This is a genomic window from Deferrisoma sp., assembly GCF_054681715.1.
Genome location: NZ_BAAHFQ010000115.1, coordinates 1 through 9,341 on the forward strand (window position 1 = coordinate 1; position 9,341 = coordinate 9,341).

Annotated in this window: 9 protein-coding genes; 6 read left to right on the top strand and 3 right to left on the bottom strand. The window is 69.8% G+C overall.

Annotated elements, in window-relative coordinates; genetic code table 11:
• The 5 genes from ACY0I8_RS13570 to ACY0I8_RS13590 all read left to right on the top strand — a co-directional run.
• Positions 1-235: trimethylamine methyltransferase family protein (locus tag ACY0I8_RS13570; RefSeq protein WP_461395182.1), on the top strand; the 235-nt coding region annotated here is incomplete at its 5' end.
• Between the two features lie 9 nt (positions 236-244).
• Positions 245-1,756 (top strand): BCCT family transporter, encoded by a 1,512-nt coding sequence (locus ACY0I8_RS13575; protein ID WP_461395183.1) that lies wholly within the window; start codon positions 245-247, stop codon positions 1,754-1,756.
• 17 nt (positions 1,757-1,773) lie between these two features.
• On the top strand, positions 1,774-2,400 hold the full coding sequence (locus ACY0I8_RS13580; protein ID WP_461395184.1) for a corrinoid protein: 627 nt from the start codon (positions 1,774-1,776) through the stop codon (positions 2,398-2,400).
• Between the two features lie 112 nt (positions 2,401-2,512).
• Positions 2,513-3,319, top strand: coding sequence for a methyltetrahydrofolate cobalamin methyltransferase (locus tag ACY0I8_RS13585; protein ID WP_461395185.1), 807 nt, complete (start codon positions 2,513-2,515; stop codon positions 3,317-3,319).
• Positions 3,320-3,587: 268 nt separating this feature from the next.
• Entirely contained in the window at positions 3,588-4,289 is a 702-nt protein-coding gene (locus tag ACY0I8_RS13590) for a hypothetical protein (protein WP_461395186.1), read from the top strand.
• A gap of 11 nt (positions 4,290-4,300) precedes the next feature.
• On the opposite strand, the gene ACY0I8_RS13595 is transcribed toward ACY0I8_RS13590, so the two are convergent.
• Complete coding sequence (locus ACY0I8_RS13595) at positions 4,301-5,773, bottom strand: sigma-54 interaction domain-containing protein (protein ID WP_461395187.1); 1,473 nt, start codon at positions 5,771-5,773, stop codon at positions 4,301-4,303.
• Between the two features lie 282 nt (positions 5,774-6,055).
• Between ACY0I8_RS13595 and ACY0I8_RS13600 the strand changes: the two genes are divergently transcribed.
• Positions 6,056-6,811 (top strand): 4Fe-4S binding protein, encoded by a 756-nt coding sequence (locus tag ACY0I8_RS13600; RefSeq protein WP_461395188.1) that lies wholly within the window; start codon positions 6,056-6,058, stop codon positions 6,809-6,811.
• A gap of 162 nt (positions 6,812-6,973) precedes the next feature.
• Here ACY0I8_RS13600 and icd read toward each other — a convergent pair whose 3' ends face one another.
• Both icd and ahcY read right to left on the bottom strand, forming a co-directional pair.
• Entirely contained in the window at positions 6,974-8,233 is a 1,260-nt protein-coding gene (icd, locus tag ACY0I8_RS13605) for an isocitrate dehydrogenase (NADP(+)) (RefSeq protein WP_461395189.1), read from the bottom strand.
• A 69-nt stretch (positions 8,234-8,302) separates the two neighbouring features.
• Positions 8,303-9,341: adenosylhomocysteinase (ahcY, locus tag ACY0I8_RS13610; protein ID WP_461395190.1), on the bottom strand; the 1,039-nt coding region annotated here is incomplete at its 5' end.

Sequence of the window (9,341 nt, forward strand, 5' to 3'; positions counted from 1 at the left end):
CCAGTACCTGACCCAGCCCAAGACGTTCAAGCTGTGCCGCACCGAGTTCTTCCTGCCCAAGCTCGCGAACCGCGCCAACTACGAGGGCTGGAAGCAGGCCGGGGGCCTCGACGCCCGCCAGCGGGCCGCCCAGGCCGTGGAGGACCGGCTCGCCCGGTACCAGAAGCCCGAGATCGATCCCGACGTGGAACGGGACCTGGCCGCCTACGTGCAGACCCGCAAGCGCGGCGGGTAGGGGCCTGCCATGCGCTGGCTCGATGCCAACCTCGACCGCCGGGTGTTCTGGGGCTCGGCCCTCCTGGTGCTGCCGTTCCTGGTGGCCGGGGCGTTGGCCCCCGAGGCCACGGGGCAGGCGGCCTCGGCCGTGCTCTCGGCGGTGACCACGAACCTCGGGGGGGTCTACCTGGCCCTGGTGAGCCTGTTCGTGGCGGCCGGGCTCGCCCTGGCGGCCTCGCCCCTCGGACGGGTCCGGCTGGGCCGGGACGGCGAGGCCCCGGAGTTCAGCCGCACGAGCTGGTTCGCCATGCTGTTTTCGGCCGGCATGGGGATCGGCCTCGTGTTCTGGTCGATCGCCGAGCCCATGTACCACTTCACCTCGCCCCCCACGGGCGCGGCCGGCACCCCCGAGGCGGCCCGGCTCGCCTTCGAGATCTTCTTCTTCCACTGGGGGGTGCACGCCTGGGGCACGTACGTGGTGGTGGGCCTGGCCATCGCCTACTTCCACTTCCGCAAGGGGGAGCCGGCCCTCGTGTCCCGGTGCCTGGTGCCCCTGATCGGCCGCCGGATGGCCGAGGGATGGCTGGGGGCCGTGGTGGACGTGCTCGCCATCTGGGCCACCGTGATGGGGGTGGTGACCTCCCTGGGGCTCGGGGCCCTGCAGATCACGAGCGGGCTCCACCTGAGCGCGGGGCTCCCCGACGGGGTCGGCACCACGCTGGCGGTGATCGGGGTCATCACGCTTCTCTTCATCGCCTCGGCGGTGAGCGGGGTGGAACGGGGCATCAAGATCCTGTCGAACCTCAACGTGATCCTGATGCTCCTCCTGCTCGGGTTTTTCCTCGCCTACGGCCCCACCCGGGCCATCGCCACCACCTTCGGCCGGGCCCTCGGGGACTACCTGCGGGACCTCGTGCCCCTGTCCACGAGCACGGTGCTCTTCGACAACCCCGGGTGGACCCGGGCCTGGACCGTGTTCTACTGGGCCTGGTGGGTCGCCTGGGCCCCGTTCGTGGGGGCGTTCATCGCCCGGATCTCCCGGGGCCGCACCGTGCGGGAGTTCGTGCTCGGGGTCATGGTGGCCCCCGCGCTCTTCTCGTTCGCCTTTGCCGCGGCCCTGGGGGGCACCGCGGTGCACATCGACCTCCACCAGGGTGGCCAGATCGCCGAGATGGTCCAGAAGGCCGTGGAGAGCGCCCTCTTCGGAACGCTCCACCATCTGCCCCACTACGGGCTCCTGGCGGCCCTGGCGAACCTTCTGATCGCCTCGTTTTTCATCACCTCGGCCGACTCGGCCACCTACGTGGTGAGCACGTTCTCCACCGGGGGAGCCGAGCGGGCCAGCCGGCGGCTCATCGTGTTCTGGGGGGCCGCCCTCGGGCTCGTGGCGGCCGCCCTGGTTTACGCCGGCGGCCTCAAGGGACTCCAGACCGCCTCGATCGTCGGGTCCCTCCCGTTCCTGGTCGTGATGGTGCTCCTGATCGTTTCCACCGTGCGTGACATGGCGGGCGAACTCCGCAACGCCCCGCCGAACCCCTGAACCAAGGAGAAGAAGACATGGCCATCCAAGACATCTTCAACGCCGTCCTGGAGTTCGACGAAGAGCGCGTGCCCGAACTCGTCCGGGCCGAACTCGATGCCGGCACCGACGTGCAGCAGATCCTGAATCAGGGCCTCATCGCCGCCATGGACGAGGTGGGCCAGAAGTTCAGCGAGGGGGAGCTGTTCGTGCCCGAGATGCTCATGGCCGCCCAGGCCATGAAGGCCGGTCTGGAGGTGCTCCGGCCCCTTCTCACCGGAGCCCAGGCCCAGCCCAAGGGCACCCTGGTCATCGGCACCGTGAAGGGCGATCTCCACGACATCGGCAAGAACCTCGTCGCGATGATGCTGGAGGGCGCCGGGTTCCAGGTGATCGACCTGGGGGTGGACGTGGACACCGAGAAGTTCATCGAGGCCGCCCAGCAGAACAACGCCCAGATCGTGTGCATGTCGGCCCTCCTCACCACCACCATGCCGTCCATGGAGGCCACGGTGAAGGCCATCCGGGAGCGGGGCCTGCCCCTCAAGACCATGGTGGGCGGGGCCCCGGTGACCGAGGCGTTCGCCCAGAAGATCGGGGCCGACGGGTACAGCGAAGACGCCCCCGGCGCCGTGGAGCTGGCCCGGCGGCTGATGGCGGCGTAACGGCGGACCGGGAAGACGCTGGGGCGCGCGGACGTGCGGACGGGTCGTCCCAGCGTCCTACCGTCCCAACGTCCGCACGTCCCAACGCGAACGACCGAAGGGAGTGAGCCCAATGATCATCGTCGGAGAACTCATCAACGCGAGCCGCAAGGCCATTGCACCGGCCATCGAGGCCCGGGACGCCGAGGCCATCGCCCAGGTGGCCCGGGACCAGCGGGAGGCCGGCGCCGACTACATCGACGTGAACGCCGGCATCTTCGTGGGCCAGGAGGCCGACTACCTCCGCTGGCTCGTGGAGACCGTGCAGTCGGCCGTGGACGCGCCGTGCTGCATCGACAGCCCCGACCCCAAGGCCATCGAGGCGGCGCTGGCCGTCCACAAGGGCCCGGCGCCCGCCATGATCAACTCGATCAGCCTGGAGAAGGAGCGCTATGACGCCCTGCTCCCGGTGGTGGCCGGCACCGACCTCCGGGTGGTGGCCCTGTGCATGAGCGACGAGGGCATGCCCGAGACGACCGACCAGCGCCTGGCCATCGCCGACAAGCTCGTAAACGGTCTCGTGCAGGCCGGGGTGCCGGTGGGGAACATCTACGTGGACCCCCTCGTCCAGCCGCTCTCCACCCGCAGCGATTTCGGCGTGGAGTTCCTCAACGCCGTGGAGCAGATCATGGCCCGGTTCCCGGGCATCCACACCATGTGCGGGCTTTCCAATATCAGCTACGGCCTGCCGGAGCGAAAACTCCTCAATCAGACCTTCATGGTGATGGCCATCGCCAAGGGCCTGGACGGGGCGATCATCAACCCCCTCGACCGGCGCATGATGGCCCAGATCATCGCGGCCGAGGCCCTGGCCGGCCGGGACAACTACTGCATGAAATACCTCAAGGCCTACCGGGCCAAGCGGTTCGAAAACCTCTGAGATCCCGTGTTTCCCTCCTCCCGGGGCGGGGTCGGTCCCGCCCCGGGGCCCCTTTTTTTTGGGGGGGAAGCCGTTCCGGCCCCCACGGGGGCCCTGCGACGCAGAAAGGGTAACGCCCGGGCCGGAGGTCAGATTTCGGAGGGAAGAAAGCGGCAGGGGCGGTACGGCTACAGGTCCCTGGGGCGCCGAACTGCCAAACGATTCCCGATTCACGACTTCACGATTCACGGCAGTTGAGCCTCCCAGCGGAAGCCTCATGGAGTTCCCGATGAACCGAACGCTCTCGGAACCGATCGCCGTGCGGGTCACGCCCCGGCAGGCCCTGCGGCGCCTGCGGATGGAGCGGGTGCCCCGCGGCCTCGAGCGGGCCGCCTCGTTCATCGAGACGGTGGCCGCCCTCGCCGATCCGCGGGGCGTGGCGGTGGAAGCCCGGGTATCGGAGCGCGACGACCGGGGCGTTTCGGTGGGCGGGGTGCGGATCGAAAGCGCCCTTCTCGCCGGGCATCTGGTGGGGGACCGGATCGTCGCCTACGCCGTGACGCTGGGCCCGGCGGTGGAGGAGGCCGCCTCGGCCGCCGCCTCCCCCCTGGACCAGTACGGGCTCCACGAGGTGGGAAACCTGTTCCTGGCCAAGGCCCAGGTCCGGTGGAAACGCCGTGTTCGAGAGGCCTTCGGGCTGCCCCGACTCTCGAGCCTCCATCCCGGGGGCCTGCCCGACTGGCCCATCGAGGGGCAGCGGGCGGTGTTCGGCCTCCTGGGCGACGGCGCGCGAAAGATCGGGGTGGGGCTTACGGAGAGCCTCCTCATGGTGCCGAAGAAGTCCGTTTCGGGGATCTTCTTCCCCTCCCGGGCCCTCCTCGTGTCGTGCCGGCATTGCGCCCGGGCCTCGTGCCCCTCGCGCCGGGCCCCGTTTGTCGGCGATGCCTCACCCGCCTCCGGTCCGGCCTGCGGGGTCGGGGCCCACGGCTGAGCCCGGCCGTCCTACCGGCCCGCCCGGCCCCGGGCGGGCCGGCGGAACTCCTCGCGCCGCAGCCCGTGGCGCCGCATCTTGTACCCGAGCAGTTGGCGCGAGATCCCGAGCCGGGCCGCCGCCCGGGTGATGTTCCCGCCCTCGGCCTCCAGGGCCTCGCGAATCGCCCGGCGTTCGGCCGCCTTCTGGGCCTCCTTGAGATCGGCCGGGAGGGGCCCCGGCTCCGGCGCCTCCGAAGGGGCCGCGGCCGGCCGGCGCCGCACGAGGTAGGGCGGCAGGTCCCCGAGTTCGAGCCGGTCGCGCTCGGCCACCACGTTCATGGCCCCCTCGATCACGTGCTCGAGTTCCCGCACGTTGCCCGGCCAGGGGTAGTCGAGGAACAGGTCCATGACCTCGTCGGCCACTCCCTCCACGTGGCGGCCCATCTCCCGGTTGAACCGGTCCACGAAAAACCGCACCAGCACCGGGATGTCGCTACGCCGCTCCCGCAGCGGCGGGATCCGCAGGAACACCACCCCCAGGCGGTAGAAGAGGTCCACCCGCATCCGGCCGGCCTCCACCGCTTGGTGGGGGTCCTCGTTCACGGAACTCAGGAGCTTCACGGCGATGGGCCGCTCCTCCAGCGAACCCACCCGGCGAACCCGCTTTTCCTGAAGCGCCCGCAGGAGCTTCGCCTGGAGCCCCAGGGGCATGGAGTTCACCTCGTCCAGAAAGAGCACGCCCCCGTTGGCTTTCTCGAAGAGGCCCGGCCGATCCACGGCCCCGGTGAACGCGCCCCGCACCGTGCCGAACAGGAGCCCCTCCAGGAGGTTCTCCGGAATGGCCGCGCAGTTGATGGCCACGTACGGGGCGTCCTTCCATGGCCCGAAGGCGTGGATCGCCTGGGCGAAGAGTTCCTTCCCCGTGCCCGTTTCGCCGTGGAGCATCACGGCCGAAGGGGTCAGGGCCGCCGTCTTCGCGGTCTGGACCACCCTTCGGAACGCCGGGTGGTCCCCGATCAGATCGTCGAAGGTGAAGCGCTTCTGCTCCCGCTGTGCGTCGACCCCGTCCGGGAGGGTGTGGCTGCAGATCGAAGTCACGGTCTGCTCCACCAGGTGGTAGTCGCGCACGAAGCAGGCCGAACCCACGAGCTCGCCGCCCTCCCCGAACAGGGGGAACACGGAGCAGATCGTGTTGGCGATGCGGCCGTACCGGGTGCGGTAGACGAGGTGCTCGTTCACGACCGGCCGGCCCGACAGGAGGCAGCGCATGATGAGGCTGGTTTCGTCGGTGAGGTCGTAGAGTTCCGTGGCCTTGAGCCCCAACGCCTCCTCGGGCTCGGTCTGGTCGATGCGGGACTGGGCGGCGTTGTAGAACACGATGTACCCCTCCCGGTCCGTCAGGATCACGCCCTCGTCGAACGCCTCCAGGATGTCCCGGTAGTTCACGACCGACCGCAGAAACGCCTCGCGCTCCCGCGGGTTCCGAAATCTCGCTTTGGGCATGGGGCCTCCTCGCCGGTTGCCGGCTTCGCCGGCCGCATGGTATCAACCCCCGGCGCAACCGGGCAAAGCGGGGCGGGGCGCCCGTGCGGACGAGAAACCGTGCGGACGTTAGGACGGGCGGACGTGCGGACGGACGTAAGTCGCGGGTCGTTGCAGCCCGGCGACCAACGACAAACGACCTGCGACCAACGGGGGTTCACTCGACGAACGGCGGTCTCCCGATTCCCGGCAATTGATCGTCCCAACGGTTCATCGGGCCCGGTTCACGAGGGGAGAACCCGCATGGAAAACGAACTGGCCGCGTTCCTCACCCGCTTTGTCGCGGACCGGGTCGCCCGGGCCGGGGGAAAGACGCCCTACCGGGCGCCCGTGGTGGGGTTCGCGGCGGCCGACGACCCGCTGTGGGGGGAGATCCGCCGGGCGGTGGAGCCCACCCACCTCCTGCCCCGGGAGCTCCTGCCGGGAGCGCGGACCGTGGTGGCGTTTTTCGTGCCGTTTGGGGAGGAGGTGGTCCGGGCGAACCGCCGGGGGGAGGAGGTGGCCGAGGCCTGGACCACGGCCTACCGGGAGACGAACGCGCTCATCAACCGCACCGTGGAGGAACTGATCGACACCCTGCGGACCCGGGGGGTTCGGGCCGCGGCCCAGGCGGCCACCCACAACTGGGACCCCGAGACCCTGGTGAGCCGGTGGTCCCACAAATCGGCCGCCTATGTGGCCGGCCTCGGCACCTGGGGGCTCCACCGGATGCTGATCACACCGGCGGGGTGCGCCGGCCGGTTCGGGAGCCTCGCCCTCGACGCCGCGATCTCCCCCACCCCGAGACCCGAGGGGGAGCACTGCCCCTGGTTCCGGGACGGCTCGTGCGGAGCGTGCGTGCGGGCCTGCCCCCGCGGCGCCCTGCGCGAAGCCGGGCCCGGCGAGCCCAACCTGGACAGGTGGGCCTGCTACGCCCGGCTCCAGGAGGTGGAGGCCCGCACCGGCGCCGACGCCTGCGGCAAGTGCGCCGTGGGCCCCTGCGCGTTGGGAGTGCCGTAGGGCGTTGGGACGCTGGGACGCGTGGACGGCCATCCGTTCGGACGCTAGGACGTGCGAACGTGCGGACGGCCATCCGTTCGGACGCTAGGATGTGCGGACATGCGGACGGAACGTCCTAGCATCCTACCGTCCCAACGTCCCGCCCGCCGCCCAGCGGCGCCCTCACGCCTCCTGTTCCATGAAGGAGCAGATCGCCTCGGCGAACTCGGAGCACTTGAGGCAGGTGGCCCCCTCCATCTGGCGCTCCAGGTCGTAGGTCACCTGCTTGTGGGCCACGGCCCGGGCGATGCCCTCGTGGATGAGCTGGCCCACCCGGTGCCAGCCCAGGTGGTCGAACATCATGGCGCCCGAAAGGATCACGGAGCTCGGATTCACCTTGTCCTGGCCGGCGTACTTGGGGGCCGTGCCGTGGGTGGCCTCGAATACCGCGTACTCGTCGCCGATGTTCGCGCCCGGCGCCATGCCGAGCCCGCCCACCTGGGCCGCGGCCGCGTCGGACATGTAGTCGCCGTTCAGGTTGGGCATGGCGAGCACCCCGTACTCCTCGGGCCGCAGGAGGAGCTGCTGGAACATGGCGTCGGCGATCCGGTCCTTGATCACGATCTTGCCCGTGGGGTGGACGCCCTCGTACTTCTCCCAGAGCTCCTCCTCGGTGATGGTGACGTCGCCGAACTCCTCCTGGGCGAGCTCGTACCCCCACTCCTTGAACGCCCCCTCGGTGAACTTCATGATGTTGCCCTTGTGGACCAGGGTCACGGAGTCCCGGTTGTTCTCGAGGGCGTAGCGGATGGCCATGCGCACGAGCCGACGGGTCCGCTCGCGGCTGATCGGCTTGATGCCGACCCCGGCGTCGTCGGGAATGCGCCGGTTCCATTTGATCATCAGGAACTCGATGAGCTCCCGGGCCTCGGGGCTCCCGGCCGGGGCCTCGATGCCCGCGTACACGTCCTCGGTGTTCTCCCGAAAAATGACCACATCGACCTTCTCGGGCTCGCGCATGGGCGAGGGCACGCCCCGGATGTAGCGCACCGGCCGCACGCAGGCATAGAGGTCGAGCTCCTGGCGCAGGGTCACGTTGAGGCTTCGGATGCCGCCCCCTACCGGGGTCGTCAGCGGTCCCTTGATCGCCACCCGGTAGCGCTTGATCGCCTCGAGGGTGGCCGCCGGGAGCCATTCGCCGAACCGGTCGAAGGCCTTCTCCCCGGCGAACACCTCGTACCAGCACACCTTGCGCTCCCCGCCGTAGGCGAGCTCCACGGCCCGGTCGAACACCCGGCGCGCCGCCCGCCAGATGTCGGGGCCGGTACCGTCGCCCTCGATGAACGGGATGATGGGGTCGTTGGGCACCTTGAGCCGGCCGTCGGGCCCCTTCTCGATGGGGCTCCCCGATGCCGGCGGATCGAACTGGATCACCTGAGACAAGGCGGTTCCTCCCTTTTCGAAGCTAGAAGGCTTGAAGGCTAGAAGGCTGGGAAGCGAAAGGGCCGCTCTTTACGTGCCCATTTCCCAGGAACTCAGGTACTTCTGCTGCTCCTCGGTCAGGGTGTCGATGGCCACGCCCATGGTCTCGAGCTTGAGCTTCGCCACCCACTCGTCGATCTCCCGGGGCACCGTGTATACCCGGGGCTCGAGCGTGCCCGCGTTCTTTATGGCCCACTCCGTCGTGAGCGCCTGCACCGCGAAGCTCATGTCCATCACGCTCGCCGGGTGCCCCTCGGCCGCCGCCAGGTTGATCAGCCGGCCCTCGCCCAGGAGGTAGATCTCCCGGCCGTCGGCGAGCACGTAGGCGTCCACGTTGGGCCGCACGTCCTTCTCCACCCGCTCGGCCAGCCCCTCCAGGGCCGGGATGTCGATCTCCACGTTGAAGTGGCCCGAGTTGGCCACGATGGCCCCGTTCTTCATCACCTCGAAGTGCTCGCGCCGCAGCACGTGGATGTCGCCCGTCAGGGTGCAGAACACGTCCCCGATCCGCGCCGCCTCGGCCATCGGCATTACCTCGAACCCGTCCATCACGGCCTCGAGGGCCCGCAGGGGCTCCACCTCGGTCACCACCACCCGGGCGCCCATGCCCCGGGCCCGCGTGGCCACGCCCCGGCCGCACCACCCGTACCCGGCCACCACGAAGGTCTTCCCGGCCAAAAGGATGTTCGTGGCCCGCAGGATCCCGTCGATGGTGGACTGGCCCGTGCCGTAGCGGTTGTCGAACAGGTGCTTGCAGTCGGCGTCGTTGACCGCCACCACCGGGAACCTGAGCGCCCCGTCCTTCTCCATGGCCCGAAGCCGGATCACCCCCGTGGTGGTCTCCTCCATGCTCGCCACCACCTGGTCGTGGAGCTCCGGGTAGTCCGAGTGGATCACGCTCACCAGGTCGGCCCCGTCGTCCATCGTGACGTCGGGCCGGTGCTCCACGGCCGCCCGGATGTGGGCGTAGTAGGTGTCGCGGTCCTCGCCCCGGATCGCGTAGGTCGGGATCCCGAACTCCAGCGTCAGGGCCGCGGCCACGTCGTCCTGGGTCGAAAGGGGGTTCGAG

What these genes read in the sequence shown, in the direction of transcription:
- ACY0I8_RS13575 (WP_461395183.1), top strand. Translation starts at nt 245, where the DNA reads ATGCGCTGGCTCGATGCCAACCTCGACCGCCGGGTGTTCTGGGGCTCG.
- ACY0I8_RS13580 (WP_461395184.1), top strand. Translation starts at nt 1,774, where the DNA reads ATGGCCATCCAAGACATCTTCAACGCCGTCCTGGAGTTCGACGAAGAG.
- ACY0I8_RS13585 (WP_461395185.1), top strand. Translation starts at nt 2,513, where the DNA reads ATGATCATCGTCGGAGAACTCATCAACGCGAGCCGCAAGGCCATTGCA.
- ACY0I8_RS13590 (WP_461395186.1), top strand. Translation starts at nt 3,588, where the DNA reads ATGAACCGAACGCTCTCGGAACCGATCGCCGTGCGGGTCACGCCCCGG.
- ACY0I8_RS13595 (WP_461395187.1), bottom strand. Translation starts at nt 5,773, where the DNA reads ATGCCCAAAGCGAGATTTCGGAACCCGCGGGAGCGCGAGGCGTTTCTG.
- ACY0I8_RS13600 (WP_461395188.1), top strand. Translation starts at nt 6,056, where the DNA reads ATGGAAAACGAACTGGCCGCGTTCCTCACCCGCTTTGTCGCGGACCGG.